General features: G+C 54.5%; 15 protein-coding genes and 2 tRNA genes. 9 read left to right on the top strand and 8 right to left on the bottom strand.

Features of this window, described 5'->3' with window-relative positions; translation table 11 throughout:
• Window positions 1–109 precede the first annotated feature (109 nt).
• Window positions 110–1,042, top strand: a complete 933-nt coding sequence (locus tag EGY08_RS25990) for a nucleoside recognition domain-containing protein (protein WP_004122226.1) — start codon at window positions 110–112, stop codon at window positions 1,040–1,042.
• Here the strand turns inward: EGY08_RS25990 and EGY08_RS25985 are convergent.
• Complete coding sequence (locus tag EGY08_RS25985) at window positions 1,034–2,569, bottom strand: alpha/beta hydrolase (protein WP_369893779.1); 1,536 nt, start codon at window positions 2,567–2,569, stop codon at window positions 1,034–1,036. The two genes, EGY08_RS25990 and EGY08_RS25985, sit on opposite strands and share 9 nt — an antisense overlap.
• A gap of 177 nt (window positions 2,570–2,746) precedes the next feature.
• Between EGY08_RS25985 and EGY08_RS25980 the strand changes: the two genes are divergently transcribed.
• Together EGY08_RS25980 and EGY08_RS25975 are read left to right on the top strand one after the other, a co-directional pair.
• Window positions 2,747–3,004, top strand: coding sequence for a histidine kinase (locus EGY08_RS25980; RefSeq protein ID WP_004122231.1), 258 nt, complete (start codon window positions 2,747–2,749; stop codon window positions 3,002–3,004).
• A gap of 131 nt (window positions 3,005–3,135) precedes the next feature.
• Window positions 3,136–4,590, top strand: a complete 1,455-nt coding sequence (locus EGY08_RS25975) for an AMP nucleosidase (protein WP_004122234.1) — start codon at window positions 3,136–3,138, stop codon at window positions 4,588–4,590.
• A gap of 824 nt (window positions 4,591–5,414) precedes the next feature.
• Here the strand turns inward: EGY08_RS25975 and EGY08_RS25965 are convergent.
• The 3 genes from EGY08_RS25965 to EGY08_RS31460 all read right to left on the bottom strand — a co-directional run bounded on the left by EGY08_RS25965 (window position 5,415) and on the right by EGY08_RS31460 (window position 7,260).
• A tRNA-Asn gene (locus EGY08_RS25965) sits at window positions 5,415–5,490 on the bottom strand.
• A gap of 124 nt (window positions 5,491–5,614) precedes the next feature.
• Window positions 5,615–7,072: an EmmdR/YeeO family multidrug/toxin efflux MATE transporter gene (locus EGY08_RS25960; RefSeq protein WP_123829136.1), complete on the bottom strand. Its 1,458-nt coding sequence runs from the start codon at window positions 7,070–7,072 to the stop codon at window positions 5,615–5,617.
• An 8-nt stretch (window positions 7,073–7,080) separates the two neighbouring features.
• A complete protein-coding gene (locus EGY08_RS31460) occupies window positions 7,081–7,260 on the bottom strand; it encodes a DUF5951 family protein (protein ID WP_220676329.1) in 180 nt (59 codons plus the stop codon).
• Window positions 7,261–7,266: 6 nt separating this feature from the next.
• On the opposite strand from EGY08_RS31460, the gene EGY08_RS25955 reads away from it, so the two are divergent.
• Window positions 7,267–7,342: transfer RNA gene (locus EGY08_RS25955), tRNA-Asn, on the top strand.
• 49 nt (window positions 7,343–7,391) lie between these two features.
• On the opposite strand, the gene EGY08_RS25950 is transcribed toward EGY08_RS25955, so the two are convergent.
• Window positions 7,392–8,810 (bottom strand): heavy metal sensor histidine kinase, encoded by a 1,419-nt coding sequence (locus tag EGY08_RS25950; RefSeq protein WP_004122238.1) that lies wholly within the window; start codon window positions 8,808–8,810, stop codon window positions 7,392–7,394.
• Window positions 8,807–9,478 carry a heavy metal response regulator transcription factor gene (locus EGY08_RS25945; protein ID WP_004122240.1) on the bottom strand — a complete coding sequence of 224 codons (672 nt, stop codon included), beginning with the start codon at window positions 9,476–9,478 and terminating at the stop codon, window positions 8,807–8,809. Before EGY08_RS25945 ends, EGY08_RS25950 begins: the two co-directional genes overlap by 4 nt.
• 139 nt (window positions 9,479–9,617) lie before the next feature.
• On the opposite strand from EGY08_RS25945, the gene EGY08_RS25940 reads away from it, so the two are divergent.
• The 3 genes from EGY08_RS25940 to EGY08_RS25930 are packed head-to-tail and all read left to right on the top strand — an operon-like array spanning window position 9,618 to window position 11,624.
• A complete protein-coding gene (locus EGY08_RS25940; protein WP_112166276.1) occupies window positions 9,618–10,244 on the top strand; it encodes a hypothetical protein in 627 nt (208 codons plus the stop codon).
• A gap of 14 nt (window positions 10,245–10,258) precedes the next feature.
• Window positions 10,259–10,867 (top strand): cytochrome b/b6 domain-containing protein, encoded by a 609-nt coding sequence (locus EGY08_RS25935; protein WP_049114669.1) that lies wholly within the window; start codon window positions 10,259–10,261, stop codon window positions 10,865–10,867.
• Window positions 10,857–11,624 (top strand): molybdopterin-dependent oxidoreductase, encoded by a 768-nt coding sequence (locus tag EGY08_RS25930; RefSeq protein WP_004122251.1) that lies wholly within the window; start codon window positions 10,857–10,859, stop codon window positions 11,622–11,624. Before EGY08_RS25935 ends, EGY08_RS25930 begins: the two co-directional genes overlap by 11 nt.
• Before the next feature lie 156 nt (window positions 11,625–11,780).
• On the opposite strand, the gene EGY08_RS25925 is transcribed toward EGY08_RS25930, so the two are convergent.
• Window positions 11,781–12,695 carry a LysR family transcriptional regulator gene (locus tag EGY08_RS25925; protein WP_004122253.1) on the bottom strand — a complete coding sequence of 305 codons (915 nt, stop codon included), beginning with the start codon at window positions 12,693–12,695 and terminating at the stop codon, window positions 11,781–11,783.
• 100 nt (window positions 12,696–12,795) lie between these two features.
• Between EGY08_RS25925 and EGY08_RS25920 the strand changes: the two genes are divergently transcribed.
• The gene (locus EGY08_RS25920) at window positions 12,796–13,794 is read left to right on the top strand and encodes an aldo/keto reductase (protein WP_004122254.1); all 999 of its coding nucleotides are present in this window, start codon (window positions 12,796–12,798) and stop codon (window positions 13,792–13,794) included.
• A 14-nt stretch (window positions 13,795–13,808) separates the two neighbouring features.
• Here the strand turns inward: EGY08_RS25920 and EGY08_RS25915 are convergent, their stop codons facing one another.
• Complete coding sequence (locus EGY08_RS25915) at window positions 13,809–14,756, bottom strand: LysR substrate-binding domain-containing protein (RefSeq protein WP_123829135.1); 948 nt, start codon at window positions 14,754–14,756, stop codon at window positions 13,809–13,811.
• 216 nt (window positions 14,757–14,972) lie between these two features.
• On the opposite strand from EGY08_RS25915, the gene EGY08_RS25910 reads away from it, so the two are divergent.
• Window positions 14,973–15,578 carry a glutathione S-transferase family protein gene (locus tag EGY08_RS25910; protein WP_224325809.1) on the top strand — a complete coding sequence of 202 codons (606 nt, stop codon included), beginning with the start codon at window positions 14,973–14,975 and terminating at the stop codon, window positions 15,576–15,578.
• Window positions 15,579–15,651 lie beyond the last annotated feature (73 nt).

Below are 15,651 nucleotides of genomic sequence, written 5' to 3'. Positions count from 1 at the left end.
TAAGCGCCCATTTCAGGACAGTGAGAACCGCCACGGCGATTTCAATTCCTTGCCGCTGGGATTATGATGGCGCTAATTATCCTTTCTGTCCGTAGTGATTGAGAAATAGATGGACTTCATCAGCATTATTATGTCGGCGGGGAAAACCTCCGTCGATGTGGCGCTTTATACGCTGTTGCCAATCATGGTCGTCATGCTCATCGTGATGAAATATCTCGAGGTACGCGGGGTACTGGACGTTATCGTTCGCTGGCTCGCCCCGCTGCTTAAGCCGTTCGGCTTAACCGGGATGAGCGCGTTTGCCCTGATTCAGATGAATTTTGTCAGCTTCGCCGCCCCGCTGGCGACTCTTGCGATTATGGATAAACGCGGCGCTTCGGATCGGCAGATGGCCGCCACGCTGGCGATGCTTTTCGCCATGGGCCAAGGCAACGTGTTTTATCCGTTAACGCCCTTCGGCCTGCACTGGCTGGCCTCTATCGTCATCTCGATTGTCGGCGGACTGTGCGCCGCCGCGGTCACCTGGCATATCACCGGCCGCAGGCTGTCAATGGTTGAAAACGCGCGGGCCGAAGCGCTGCCTGAGGCCGAGCAAAATAACCAGGGGATTATCGCCGTTATCAACAGCGCCGGCGCCGACGCCATTCGCCTGGCCCTCGGCGCGGTGCCCATGCTGATCCTGTCGCTGGCTATCGTCGGTTTCATGCAGGCGGCGGGCCTGATTGAGATGCTCCAGCGCCTGCTGATGCCGCTGCTGCTGTGGCTGAATATTCCGGTTAACTTCGTGCTGCCGGCGCTGGTCAAATGCGTGGCCGGCGGTACGGCCTACTTTGGCGTGGTCTCCGAGCTCGTTCAGCAGGGTAAAGTGACCGTAAGCCAGATCAACGCCTCGGCGGGCCTGTTGGTGCAGACCTTCGACCTCCCCGGCATCGGCATCTTTCTGGGCGTCAGCTCGCGCTTCGTACGCCTGTTCCGCTTCGCCGCGACCGGCGCAATCGCCGGGATCGCCATCCGTACCGTGATGCATCTTACGCTATTCTGACGCTGCCGACTCTGGGCGAAGACAGGCAGCGATATCAGCCCGATCGCTACAGGCGATATGATGGTTAATTCTCACCATCATCCACGGGAAAAAGGGGTTGGACGTGACGCGCATCAGCGTATCCAACCCGACGCTCAGCGTGGCGGTTTCTCCGCGCAACGAGATCGTCCCGATGCTGATCCCGTAGCGATTTTTCTCCGCCGGTTCGCGGCCATAGAGCGAATCGCTCAGCGGGAACGGCACCGCCACATGCGACAGGGAGTACATATCCTGCGGCCAGGCGATATGCAGCGGCGTCACGGTTTCGCTTCGCGTCCCGGCAAGCGTGGTGCGGGCCACCGTCTCGTAGGTGTCGGGCGCGGCGTTGGTGATCACCGTGGTGCCGTAGGGCCGCGGCGCCGGCGGCAATAACGTATTCACCGCCGAATAGAGCGACGGACGGAATAACGCGCGCAAATTCGCCGCCTGGTTAATATCGAAAATTACCAGTTCGCTACCGTTATCCGGTAGATAGCGATAGAGCGAATCCACCACCGCCCGGGTGCTGACCGTAGAATCCATCACCGACTGGAAAGTTAATACCGGCGCCAGTTCAGAAAGCCGCTTACTCTGCGCTTCCTGCACGATTTGCTGCTGCAGCGCCTGCGACAATAGCCACGACTGCCTTGCCGCCTTCACCGGGAACGAATTGTATTTATAGGGGTTAAATTCCGGCACGATGTTCAGCCATGCCGCGCGGGCGAAGGCCGGAAACACAGAGGGTAAACCGGCCAACCCGGCGAAACGGGCAAATGCGGTCACGCCAATCATTGGCGACAGCAGGATGACCTGCTGCGGCCGGCGTAGCGATTTATCCTCAAGGCTATCGAGGGCGTACTTCAGCGCCAGCGCTCCGCCGTTGGAGTAGCCAACCACGTGCAGCGGCGCGTCATCCCCCGCCAGCCGCGTCGCTTCGCGCACCGCAAGCCGGGTCGTCGCTATCCACTCTTCACGGTCCACCGCGGTGAGCGCGCCGGGGGCGGTCCCGTGTCCAGGCAGACGCGGCGCGACGGCGACAAATCCCAGCTGCTGATAGCGCTGCGCCAGATAATGTACGCTGTAGGGCGAATCCGTCAGGCCGTGGAGCAGCACCGCCGCGCCGCGCGGTTTGCCCTGCGGCAGCAGAATAAAGGAGCGGTTCCAGTCGGGATGAAACTTATCCGGATAGACCAGGCTTTGCGCGTAAAAGCGGTTAATGGCCGTTTTTTCATCGTCGCTCAGCGTATCGGTAATTTTGCTTTTCATATCGCGGAAGATCGCCGCTTCCCGCGCCTGGTATTCAGCAAAAGTGGCGTGGTCAATCTCGCTGGCGGTCATTTCATTCGCCGTCCAGGTATGCCAGCGGTGCAGCGCCGGGCCGCGCTGCGACTCGTAAATACGGCCAATAAAAAAGACTATCACGACCACCAGCAGCCCAATGATGGCTTTTTTCGCCACTGAGACCATTCTTAAGCCCGACTTATTCAGCAGGCGGGTAAAACGCATCATTGCCATATTTCTGTCCGAATTATCTCTTTAACTGCCAGGGCGGGTGGTATTACTCAGAGCGAATCCGATCCTGCGATTCACTTATTAAACATAGACTAAACCAACCGCCTGTTCTTATTGTCAGATGAGGAGCAAACATGAATTATCGCCGGAGTGTAACAGGTCAGGAATAAACAAATGGAATGGTGGATTAAGAAACTACGCGAGACCTCGACGTCTACACATGCCCACGCGGTTCTGCAAAGCGGCCAGTTAACGATCATTGCCGAACTCACGCCCTGCGGCCGACGTTTACAGGAAGGCGATAAGCTCACGCCGTTGGCTAACGCGCTGTACTGCATCAATGGCGATAAATCGATCACGATTAAAGTGCTCAACGCCACGCATTTCAGCGCTGAACGCTGGGGGGCCATCATGAATATCACCGCGCATTAAGCAACGTACTCAGCCTCAACCGGTTCTAATTTCAGTACTTTCTCAACTCAGCGGGTGAAATTGTCCTACGCCTGGTTCAGCCTGTGACATACTAAGCAAAACGTCAGCAGAGCAGAAACAAGGAGTAAGTCATGAACCAGCAAGCCGCCAGGCTGACCCCAGAACAGGCGCTTACGCAACTCGAAGCGCTCTATGAAAAATCGGTCAATGCGCTGCGTAAAGCCATCGGCGACTATATCCACCACAATATCCTTCCCGAGAATAGCGCCCGTGCGGAAGGGCTGTTCGTTTACCCGCAGCTGTCGGTATCGTGGGACGGAGCGGAACATAAAGCGTTAAAAACCCGGGCCTGGGGTCGTTTTACCCATAGCGGTTGCTATACCACCACTATTACTAACCCTAAACTGTTTCGCGCCTATCTGCTGGAACAGCTCACCATGCTGTATCAGGATTACGATGCCGCGATTACCGTCGGGCTATCGCAGCATGAGATCCCCTATCCGTACGTCATTGATGGCTCAGAGCTTACGCTCGACCGTTCAATGAGCGCCGGCTTGACGCGTTTTTTCCCCACCACCGAACTGTCGCAAATTGGCGATGAAACCGCCGATGGCCTGTTTCATTCGACGGAATACTATCCGCTTTCGCACTTCGACGCCCGCCGAGTCGATTTCTCGCTGGCGCGCCTGCGTCACTATACCGGCACGCCGGTTGATCATTTCCAGCCGTATATGCTGTTTACCAACTACACCCGCTACGTCGATGAGTTCGTGCGCTGGGGCTGTAGCCAAATTCTCGATCCCGAGAGTCCCTATATCGCCCTCTCCTGCGCGGGGGGGATCTGGATAACAGCGGACACGGAGGCGCCGGAAGAGGCGATTTCCGATCTGGCGTGGAAAAAGCACCAGATGCCCGCCTGGCACCTGATCACCAAAGACGGCCAGGGGATCACGTTGATTAATATTGGCGTCGGCCCGGCGAATGCCAAAAATATCTGCGACCATCTGGCGGTGCTGCGTCCGGACGTCTGGCTGATGATTGGCCACTGCGGCGGCCTGCGTGAAAGCCAGAATATCGGCGACTACGTGCTGGCCCACGCCTATCTGCGCGACGACCATGTGCTGGATGCGGTGCTGCCACCGGATATCCCGATTCCGAGCATTGCCGAAGTTCAGCGCGCGCTCTACGATGCCACGAAGCAGGTCAGCGGCATGCCCGGTGAAGAAGTTAAACAGCGGCTGCGTACCGGAACGGTGGTCACCACCGACGATCGTAACTGGGAGCTGCGCTACTCGGCCTCGGCGCTGCGTTTTAACCTCAGCCGCGCGGTGGCTATCGATATGGAAAGCGCGACTATTGCCGCCCAGGGCTATCGCTTCCGTGTCCCCTACGGCACCCTGCTGTGCGTCTCCGATAAACCGCTGCACGGCGAAATTAAGCTTCCGGGCCAGGCGAACCGCTTCTATGAAGGGGCTATCTCCGAACATTTGCAGATTGGTATCCGGGCGATTGACCTGCTGCGTGCCGAAGGTGACCACATGCATTCGCGCAAGCTGAGAACCTTCAACGAACCGCCGTTCCGCTAAGCGCTAATACGCGCAGAATAAACTCAGTCCGGATGGCGTGAAATATTTACACTTTCCGGACTGAGCGTTAGCCAAGAAGAGTCATTCGGCAGAGGGTCAATAGACACTCTCCTGCCGTTATAAAATAAAGGATTTATTTTCTTTTGTGGTAAAAATTCCGCAGAACACGCCCATATTGCCTACCCGCGAAATATTATTACCAAACTGCCGCAATTAAAAACCCGCTACGCTGATTAAAAAAACAAACATTCAATTAACACTTCGATATCATTTTTCCCGTAGCCATAAAACGCCCAGCCGTGGCCTGCTTAACACTTGTATGGAGTCTCGTAACCCTTTAAATTGATTACAGAAATTTACAGGTTATAAAACAACCATACAAAATAGACAGCACCAAAGAGAGATCAAAATAATCAAAGAGTTATCTATGGGCGCTACTCTACCCTGGAATTATCCTTTAATAGCGACAGGTTACTTGCAACAAACATCTTGTTACGACATTACCAGAGATAAAATTGCGCATGTCGACTGTAAGCAACCATGGATACGCTTATCAATCGCGATCGGCAATGTACTATTTTCGTAAAAGTAGGGAAGACAGCTTTATGAAATTAACCGTAGGGAATATCCGCCTGTTTATTATATTAGCAACTCTTTTTTTCTGGACGGTCGCGATCGGGCTAATTTCCCTTATTGTATCCTGGTTTTAAAAACCTGATGGTACGCAGGGTATGTTCTTCTGTGCCCCGTCGTCGCCACCCTCGTGTCTATGGAATAGAAAGCAAAAAGCCCGCTTAAGTTTCCTTAAGCGGGCTTCTTAAATTTGGCTCCTCTGACTGGACTCGAACCAGTGACATACGGATTAACAGTCCGCCGTTCTACCGACTGAACTACAGAGGAATCGTGTGAACGGGGCGCATATTATCGATGGCGCCCCACCTTGTCAAAGGCTGTTTTCACATTTCAAACCGTTTGCCGAATAATTCTCCACTTTGGGCAAAAAGTCCCGTTTGCCCACCGCATGTTACGTTTCTTCAACCTGCGCGCGGGTCTCATCGGCCCGCACTTTCGTTCGCGGATACTTCCACAGCCAGCGCCCGCTAACCATTCGGCAGTAAAAAAGAACGCCGCGCACCGCCCAGTCAAGCACCATCCCGAGCCAAACGCCGATAACACCCATCCCCAGTACAATCCCCAGCGTATAGCCCGCCACCACGCGACATCCCCACATACCCAGCATGGAGACCCACATGGTGTAGCGCACGTCACGCGCCCCTTTAAAGGCGCACGGCAACGTCCATGCCATCGCCCAAATCGGCATAAAGAAGGCGTTCAGCCACAGCAGCTCTTTTACCACCACTTTGACATCTTCTTCGCTGGTATAGAACGAGGCAATCAGACCGGCAAGTGGCGCGGTTCCCCAGGCAATCACCGTCAAAATGATGGTCGACAGCCAGAAGACATGCCACGCCTGACGCTCCGCCTGGCCAATCTGCCCTTTTCCGAGACGTCGGCCGGTAATAATGGTCGACGCCGAACCGAGGGCATTCCCCGGCAGGTTGATCAGCGCGGCAACCGAGAAGGCGATAAAGTTGCCGGCAATCACGTTGGTCCCCATCCCGGCGACAAACATTTGCGTCAGCAGCTTGCCGCCGTTAAACAAGACCGATTCAATGCTGGCGGGAATACCGATACCCATCACTTCCCAGATAATGGCGAAGTTAAACGGCTTAAAATAGCTCTTCAGCGAAATGCGCAGCGCTGGGTTAAAACCGATCATTAGCACCCAAATGGTGGCCACCGCGCCAATATAGCGGGCAATCGTCAATCCAAGACCGGCGCCGACGAATCCCATGCCGGGCCACGAGAAAATGCCGTAAATCAGGATGCTGCTGATGATAATATTGAGAATATTCATCCCGCCGTTGATCAACAGCGGAATTTTAGTGGTTCCAGCGCCGCGTAGCGCGCCGCTGCCGATCAGGGCGATGGCTGCGGCCGGATAGCTCAATACCGTCAGTTCAAGGTAGGTGAGCGCCAGACCTTTCACCTCTTCTGTCGCATCTCCGGCGACAAAATTAATAATTTCCGCGCCAAAAGCATGGATAACGGCCGCGAGAATAATCGAAAACAGGGTCATTATCGCCAGCGACTGGCGCGCTGCCGCCCTTGCCCGCCGCCGGTCACGTTTTCCCAGGCTAAACGCCACCACCACGGTCGTACCGAGGTCGATGGCGGCAAAAAAGGACATAATCACCATGTTGAAGCTATCGGCCAGGCCAACGCCCGCCATGGCCTCTTTACCGAGCCAACTGACCAGGAAAGTACTCAACACGCCCATCAGCAGTACGCAGGCGTTTTCCAGCAAAATCGGGACCGCAAGCGGGCTGATTTCACGCCAGTAGAGGACGCGATAGCTCTTGCGTTTTTTAAACCAGGACGTGCGTTCGACGGACTGGCGTAAGGCGGCGGTGACGTTCAAGGGAGACCTTAGTGAGAAAAGTTGAAACTACATTTCAAATGATGATAGAGAAAAGCTAATCCTGCAAAGCATTTTTCCCGATAAATTGTCGATAATGGCGACAATTTGTTGATGGATGCGCCAGTTGAACAACAGACGGCGAATAGATGTTTGACAAAAGTTTTTTCGCCGCTAAGATACGACTCCACAACGATTCCTCTGTAGTTCAGTCGGTAGAACGGCGGACTGTTAATCCGTATGTCACTGGTTCGAGTCCAGTCAGAGGAGCCAAATTTGAAAAGCCCGCTTAAGGAAACTTAAGCGGGCTTTTTGTTTACCGCTACGTTGAGCGTTTCGGGAAAATCAGGCTGAAAACGATTTGCGCGCCCGGCTGCTGCGGCAGGCACTGAGCGCGGGCCTCACCGCCGTGCAGAGTCATAATTGCGCGTACGATCGACAATCCCAGCCCGCTGGCGTGGCTACTGCGCGCGGCGTCTGCACGATAGAAACGCTCAAACAGCTTTTCCAGATGTACCTGCGCAATCGGCGGGCCTTGATTAATCACCTGAATAATCTGTCGGTTTTCTTCCATGCCGGCTCGTAAGATGATTTGGCTCGCTTCATCGGCATAGCGAACCGCGTTGGCCACCAGGTTGCTTAATGCCCTCTGAAACAGCATCGCATCGGCCCGCAGTTGCCCTTCACCTTCGCAAATCAGCTGAATATCGCGCTCCTCCGCCAGCCCCTCGAAATAATCCGCGACACGCTGTAGCTCCTGAGCAATATCCAGTTCCCGGCAGTTCAGCACCGACTGCGCATGGCTGGCGCGCGCCAGAAATAGAATATTTTCCACCATGCGTGAAATGCGTTCCAGCTCCTCCATGTTGCTGGAGAGCAACGTTTCATACTCCTCCACGCTGCGAGGCTGATACAGCGCCACCTGACACTGGCCCATTAGCGCCCCCACCGGCGTGCGGATCTCGTGGGCCAGATCGGCGGAAAACCGCGTCAGGCGCTGATAGCCTTCGTTGAGCCTGTCGAGCATGGCGTTGAAGGAGACAATCAGCTGCTGCAGCTCCTGCGGCGCGTCCTGTTCGCTCAGGCGAGTCGCCAGCGTACTGGGCGTGATGACCGCCGCCTCAGCGGCCATACGCCTTAATGGCCGCAGCTCGCGACGCATCACCCAGTAGCCCAGCAGCGCAATCACCAAAAAAGCCGCCGCCACCGCCGCGATGACGCGCCACAGGTAGCGCGCCAGCATTTTCTGTTCATTTACCATCACATGCGCGACAGAAATTTGCAGTACCCTGCCATCTTCCAGCGTCACCAGCCCCGACGCCACACGCAGCGGAACCCCCTGCCCGGTCATCCCGCCCTGTACCTCATTCAGGCGCTGCGGACGATCCGCCGGCGTCGGCGTCACCGACGGTAATTGAATCCTGGCAGGATTCACCTTAATTAACGGAGCCTGTCCCGGAATACGAAAGATTAAAACGTCCTGCTCGTTACCCAACATGTTTTCGAACATCCCGGTGTTCGCCACCAGCCGCTCCAGCGGAAAGCGTTTACTCAGGACGTTTCGGTAATATTCTATGCGCCCGGTCACCTGCAGATCGCTACGATGAATCATCTCCTGACGCATGGCGTGATATAAGTAACCCCCGGCGGCGCTGACCACCAGCGCTGCAACCAGGGCAAACAGAACGGCGCTTCGCAGCGTCAACGATGTCGCCTGCCAGCGCCGGGCCAGCACCTTCATGAACGGACCTCGCAAACGTAGCCGATGCCGCGTACGGTATGAATAAGTTTGATATCGAACGGCCGGTCGATTTTGGCGCGCAGGCGTTTGATCGCCACATCCACCACGTTGGTGTCGCTGTCGAAATTCATATCCCATACCTGCGAGGCGATCATGGTGCGCGACAGCACCTCTCCTTCACGCCGGACCAGCAGATGCAACAACATAAACTCTTTGTTGGTCAGCGGTATTACGGTGTCCTGACGGGTGGCTCTGCGCCGCAGCACATCAATATGCAGGTCGGCAATGTCATAGCGATCGGATTCCCGTACGGTTCCGCGGCGCAACAGCGTACGTAACCTGAGCACCAGTTCGGTAAAGGAGAAAGGTTTGACCAGGTAATCGTCCGCCCCCAGCTCCAGGCCATGAATACGGTCCTGCACCTCGTCGCGGGCGGTAAGAAACAGTATCGGCACATCGCTTTTCTTGCGTAAAACATCAATAATCTGCCAGCCGTCAAGCCCGGGCAGCATGACGTCGAGCACAATCGCATCGTAACCATACTCCAGCGCCCGAAATAAGCCGTCGGTACCGTCGCGCGCCAAATCAACGCCGTATCCGGCCTCCGTTAACCCCTTCTTCAGGTAATTACCGGTTCCGATATCATCTTCCACCACCAATATGCGCATGCTTAACACCTCTTCACGTCTGCGGACAGATTAACAGTTTCTGCGCCGCGTCTTGATGACATTAATGTCATCAAACGGACATGGTGTTGTCCCGATCGCCTGGCCATGCTTAACCGGCAAACCATTACAGGAGAATGTCATGCATACACGCCATCGTATTGCCGGTTTACTGTTGTCCACCCTGATGCTCTGCAGCGGCATCGCCGCTGCAGAGCAGGCGCCGGCTAAAGCTATCGCGCCGCTGCGCGGCACCATCGCCCAGGTCTCGGATACCGATCTGCAAATCAGCAACCGTCAAGGGGAAAAGGTCGACGTAAAGCTCAACGACAAAACGCAGGTTTTTAGCGTCGCCAAAGGTTCGATCGACGATATCAAGCCGGACAGCTTTATCGGCACCGCAGCGGTCCCCCAGGCCGACGGTAGCCTGAAGGCGCTGGAAGTACACGTGTTTGCCGCCAGCCTTCGCGGCACGGGCGAAGGACACTCTCCGTGGGAGTCCGCCGACGGTAAAATCAACACCATGACCAACGGCACCATCGGCAAGCTGGTAAACGCCAACGGCCGCACGCTAACCGTTAAATACGGCGATCGGCAAAAAAACGTCATCGTCCCTGACGATACGCCGGTGGTGACCATCAATCCCGGCGATCGCGGCCTGCTGAAGCCCGGTACGCATATCGTGCTGTTCTCCGCCACTAACGATAAAGGCGAGCGCGTCGCCACCCGCATTTCCGCCGGAAAAGACGGTACCGTACCGCCGATGTAATCCAGGAGACGTGCATGAAAACCAACGCGTCGCGGCCAGTACATCGCTGGCCGATCAGGCTCACCCACTGGGTGAATCTGGTCGCCATGATCGGAATGTTCATGAGCGGCTGGGAAATCTACAACGCTTCGCCGCTGTTCGACTTCCGCTTTCCGCCCTCCCTCACCCTGGGCGGCTGGCTGGGCGGCGCGATTGGCTGGCACCTGGCGGTCATGTGGCTGCTGATCGTTAACGCTGTTTGCTACCTGCTGTGGAGTCTGTTCAGCGGCCATCTACGCCGCGACCTGCTGCCGCTACGTCTGTCCGCGCTCCGGCAGGATATCTGGCTGACCTTAACGCTGCGGCTGAACCATCGCCTCGGCCATTACAATGCGATTCAAAAGCTAATGTACCTCGGCGTTATGGCGCTCGGCCTGCTGCTGGTGCTCTCCGGGCTGGCTATCTGGAAACCGGTACAGCTCTACTGGCTGGTGGCGCTGTTCGGCGGTTTTCCTGTCGCGCGCTATGTCCACTTCTGCGCCATGGCAGGTATCGGACTGTTCGTCGTTATCCATGTGCTGATGGTGTTAATCGTACCTTCCACCCTGTGGGCCATGCTGTCAGGAGGTAAACATGAAGGGTAAAGCGCCAACTCGCCGCGCGCCCGCGCTCGAGCCGGATCAGAAAAAACAGCTGGTAAATGTGCAGCGCCGATTACTTCTGCGATCCGGGCTGACGCTGGGAGGCGTGGCGATGCTGACCGGATGCAACATGCAGGATGGCGATCAAGTCGACAAAGTGCTGTGGGCTATGTCGCGCTGGAACGATCGGGTCCAGTCCTGGCTGTTCAGCGGCCAGCGCCTGGCCCAGACTTACCGTCCGGACCAAATTACCCACCCCTTTCCGTTTAACGCTTTTTATCCGGAATATAACGCGCCGGAAGTCGATCTGTTCGACTATCGTCTGGAAGTCTCCGGTAAAGTGGAGAAAAAAGCGCCGTGGACGCTGGAACAGCTACAGCGTCTGCCGCAACAGAGCCAGATCACCCGGCTGATCTGCATTGAAGGCTGGAGCGCGATTGGTCAATGGGGCGGCGTACCGCTCAAGCTATTCCTGCAACACGTCGGCGCCGACCTCAACGCGCGCTATGTCGGCTTTAAGTGCGCGGATCGCTATTATTCCAGTATTGATATGGCCACCGCGCTGCACCCGCAAACCATTCTGGCGCTGGATTTTGCAGGTCAGCCGCTGCCGGCGGAGTATGGTTTTCCGCTACGACTGCGGGTGCCGACCAAGCTGGGGTTCAAAAACGCTAAGCATATCGCCGCCATTTTCGTCAGCGATACCAACCCTGGAGGCTACTGGGAGGATCAGGGCTATAACTGGTTTAGCGGTATTTAGCGCCCGCGCTGCGCCGGTAAAACGGAATCGGGCAGCGTTAATGGCGCGGGATCGCGACCGGACGACAAACCGAAGAGGCATCCGGAGTACGACAAGACAAAAGAGGGTGATAGGATCGGTTTTAAGCCAGGTTATTTTCACCCGCCTTTTCACATTCTATTGCTGGAGAATATTTTTATTCATCGACATCACCCATGTTATAAATGTTCTCAGCGGCACGGGGATATGTTTGCGGCTCGGATAATAAATAGTAAAACGATCGGCGGGGTAATAATAATCAGAAAGCAGGCGGATAAGACTGCCTTCTTTAATTTGAACCTTAACCAGATTCTCATACACAAAAGCAATCCCTAATCCGGATTCCGCAGCCTGTATCATTGCCGCATCGGAATCAATAACAAGATCGCCTTTAACAGCAACTTCCGTTTTATCGCCCTCAGCGTTGAGAAACTCCCAACGATAAAGCTGCCCGCCAGGAAAGCAACGATTGATGCATCTGAAATTCACGAGGTCCTTCGGTGAGGAGGGTACCCCTGACTTTTTTATAAAATCTGGACTCGCCACTGCAATAAGAGAGAGCTCTTCTCCAAAGGGTACTGCAATCATATCCTTCGGCACATCTTGCGTGTAGCGAATCCCCGCATCAAACCCTGAATCGATAATATTTATTTTCCTGTCGGTGGTGAATAATTCAAGTTTAATATCTGGATAATCTTTTTTGAACTGCACGAAATAGCGTTGAAAGAAGAGATCCAGCACGACTCGCGGCAAATTTACTCTCACCACCCCTTCCGGCTTTGCCCTGTGCTCATTAAGGTTATCAATCACCCGCCTGTAGTCATTGAGCACAGGAGTAACGTCATTCAGAAATTCCTGGCCGATAGCGGTCAGAGAAAGACTGCGCGTAGAACGATTTAGAAGCCTCGCGCCCAGTTTCTCTTCCAGATTATTTATGGCGATGGTTAACGTTGGTGGAGAAATATTCAACTCTTTTGCTGCCTGACGAAAACTTCCATGTTTCACAATAAGAATAAGCATTTCTACATGTTGCAATTCGGGAATATTTTTCATTGTTAACATCCGTAAAATACTGCATTAGAGAGAGATTAATTGTTGTGAATGTAAATTGGAAGTATATATCTAAGCACACTTGGCAAATGAGGAAAATAAGGTGAAAACACGTTATCTGGGAAAGAACAAACTTCAGGTGTCGGCATTAGGTCTGGGCTGTATGGGGATGAGTTTTGCCTATGGTGGCGCCGAAGAGTCGCAGGCAATTAACACCATTCATGCTGCGGTTGATTTGGGGATTACTTTCCTTGATACGGCGGAAGTTTATGGACCATTTGATAATGAAGTGCTGGTCGGGAAAGCCATCAAAGGAATTCGTGACAAGGTACAAATCGCGACCAAATTTGGTTTCCACATTCTTCCTGGCGGCCACGGGCTTGAGCGTATGGCCGGCGTTGACAGCCGCCCTGAACATATCCGCGAAGCGGTAGAAGGCTCGCTTAAACGTCTCAACGTCGACACGATTGATCTCCTTTATCAGCACCGCGTTGATCCCACCGTTCCCGTTGAAGACGTGGTGGGCACAATGGCAGAACTTGTCAAGGAAGGGAAAGTTCTCCACATCGGACTTTCCGAGGTCTCTGCCGATACTTTACGCCGGGCCTGTGAAGTTCATCCGATCGCCGCCGTTCAGACTGAATATTCTCTCTGGACTCGCGAACCGGAAGAAAACATTCTCAAAGCCTGCCGCGAATTAGGGGTAGGATTTGTGCCCTATAGCCCACTGGGGCGCGGATTTTTAACGGGAAAAATCACCGACCGGTCCGGCTTCGCCGATGATGATTTTCGTCGCAATCTCCCTCGCTTCCAGAACGATGCCCTGCAAAAAAACCAGCAGCTGCTCAGTCAACTGCGGGAGATAACCGATAAATATGGCTGTACCCTGGCCCAACTCGCACTCGCATGGGTGATGAGTAAAGGCGATGATATCGTCCCTATTCCCGGCGCGCGGAAAATAGCGCATATGCGGGATAATGCCGGCGCAGTCAGCCTGGACATTTCCGATGCTGATATTAAAGCCATTGATCTTATCTTTACTCCTGACCATGTTCACGGATTAAGATATAACCAGGATGATTTTAATTTAATCGATAAGTAACATCCTACTCTAAATTATCCCGCCTCCGGGCGGGTGCTACGGTTTCCGTCTCGCGCATGTTTCTCTTCCAGCGCGCCAGTTTGTTGACCCCATGCAGCAACCTCCTCATCAAGCCAGGCCTTAAACAGAACGGCTTCGGTTTTCTGTTCAGCGGCCTGCGGCGACACCAGCCAGTAAGGCCAGGGATAAGGGGCGGTGAAAGGCGTAAGCTGTACCAGTTCGCCTCTGGAGAGCGCATCCTGAACTAAAGAGCGGCGTTCCAGCGCGATACCTTTTCCCAGCCGGACGGCCTCCAGAACCAGGTTCGAGTCGTTGATGCACAAACCGCCGGGCACAATCTCTCTTTCAAGCCCCGCATTAATGCACCATGTTTTCCACGACTCCATCGAGAAGATAATTTTATTCTTCGCTATCTCTGACGGTGTTTGGGGAAGCACGCCGTCGTTATAGGATGGCGCGGCCACGACGATAAGCTCATCGGCGAAAAGATAATGGCTTTCCATTCCTTCCCAGTCGCCTTTGCCCATACGGATCGCCATATCAATCCCTTCCTGCTGCATGCTGGCGATCGCCAGGCTTGCCTGTATGCGCAGCGAGATATGGGGATATGTCGCCCGAAACCGCTCCAGTCGCGGCACTAACCAGTGGCTACCAAAGGAGGGTACCATCGCCAGCGTCAGCTCCTGCCTTCGCGGTTTGACCTGCACCAGCCGGGTGGCATCAGCGATATGATGCAATGCCTCGCGGACCTGTAAGGCATAGAGCCGCCCGTCTTCATTAATCTGCACGCCGCGACCGTGACGGATAAACAGCTTTAAACCGACCATCTCCTCCAACACTTTAATCTGCTGGCTGATGGCTGAATGCGTAACGTGAAGTTCTTTCGCCGCCAACGTCACGCTGCCAAGCCGGGCCACGGCTTCAAAACTACGCAAACTGGCAATAGGTGGAAAATCCGACATGCTTCACTCCCGCAGATTAACTCAATATACGTGACCAACAACCTGTCAGTAATACTAACCCGATCCGTTAGATACCGATGATATTCGCTATGCACATTTTATTGTAATGTCTGTTCACTACCGGTGATGAAGCGTTAACCAGCCGCTATTGAGTCGCCATTCGTAGCAATGAATTGAGATGCGTCATTTCACAGAGACAGGAAAACAGGAATCATGATTAAACTTATCGGCATGATGGATTCGCCTTATGTCAGGCGTGTGGCGATTTCTCTTGAACTCTACGGGGTCGAGTTTGAAAGTCACCCGCTGTCGGTATTCAGCAGCTTTGACGCGTTTTCCCGCATCAATCCCGCGGTAAAAGCGCCGACGCTGGTGCTGGATAACGGAATTCGTCTGATGGACTCGTCGCTGATACTGGCCTATTTTGAAGGCCTTGCCTCCCCGGCGCGCAAGCTGCTGCCGGCCGATCCACTGGCGCAGGCAAGCGATCTGCAAACGCTGGGTTTTATTCTCGCCGCGGGTGAAAAGGCGGTGCAGAACGTGTATGAACACAAACTGCGCCCGGCGGAAAAGCAGCATAATCCGTGGATAGAGCGCATCACGATTCAGCTGCTGGCGGCCTGCAGGGAGTGGAATACCCTGCTGGAAAACCGTCCGGCGGCCGCGGTCCCCGATCAGGTGGCAGTAACGAGTACGGTTATCTGGACCTTTATTCAGTCGATGATCCCCCACGTGGTTCATGCGGGAGACTTTACTCATATTCAATCCGCTGCTGAATTATATGAAGCCCATGCAGCATTTAAAAAACATCCCTTTGGTTAAGGCATCACTCAATGAGATGAAGCTAAATACCCAAAATGACTCTCCACGACGACCAATAGCGCCCGGCAACCGC

This window comes from Klebsiella sp. FDAARGOS_511, assembly GCF_003812845.1.
Lineage (GTDB): Bacteria > Pseudomonadota > Gammaproteobacteria > Enterobacterales > Enterobacteriaceae > Klebsiella > Klebsiella grimontii.
This window is presented reverse-complemented; position numbering and strand designations above follow the sequence as displayed.